At 53.8% G+C, this 528-nt stretch carries 5 tRNA genes; all 5 read left to right on the forward strand.

The window, feature by feature from the left end:
- Positions 1-48 precede the first annotated feature (48 nt).
- The 5 genes from ACN6NF_RS25645 (at position 49) to ACN6NF_RS25665 (ending at position 478) form a co-directional block, all read left to right on the forward strand.
- Positions 49-124: transfer RNA gene (locus tag ACN6NF_RS25645), tRNA-Asn, on the forward strand.
- A 3-nt stretch (positions 125-127) separates the two neighbouring features.
- Positions 128-219 (forward strand) — tRNA-Ser (locus ACN6NF_RS25650).
- Between the two features lie 19 nt (positions 220-238).
- Positions 239-310: transfer RNA gene (locus ACN6NF_RS25655), tRNA-Glu, on the forward strand.
- A gap of 9 nt (positions 311-319) precedes the next feature.
- Positions 320-395, forward strand: a tRNA-Val gene (locus tag ACN6NF_RS25660).
- A 9-nt stretch (positions 396-404) separates the two neighbouring features.
- Positions 405-478: transfer RNA gene (locus ACN6NF_RS25665), tRNA-Met, on the forward strand.
- Positions 479-528 lie beyond the last annotated feature (50 nt).

Here is a 528-nt window from a genome sequence, read left to right on the forward strand (position 1 = left end):
TTGCACGCAGGAGGTCAGGGGTTCGATCCCCCTTGGCTCCACCAATATTCCCTGATAGCTCAGTTGGTAGAGCACTCGACTGTTAATCGAGTTGTCACAGGTTCGAGTCCTGTTCGGGGAGCCATATGGAGAGATGTCCGAGTTGGCCGAAGGAGCACGATTGGAAATCGTGTAGGCGCCAAAAGCGTCTCGAGGGTTCGAATCCCTCTCTCTCCGCCAGCTCTTATAATAGATATGTGGCCCGTTGGTCAAGGGGTTAAGACACCTCCCTTTCACGGAGGTAACAGGGGTTCGAATCCCCTACGGGTCATAGTAGTATGGAGGCTTAGCTCAGCTGGGAGAGCATCTGCCTTACAAGCAGAGGGTCGGGGGTTCGATCCCCTCAGCCTCCACCATATTTTTATCGCGGGGTGGAGCAGTTCGGTAGCTCGTCGGGCTCATAACCCGAAGGTCGTAGGTTCAAATCCTGCCCCCGCAATTACTTTCAATTTAGAAAGTGCCTCTGGAACTGTGGTGTAGAGGCCTAAC

This window comes from Paenibacillus sp. TSM33, from assembly GCF_056099025.1.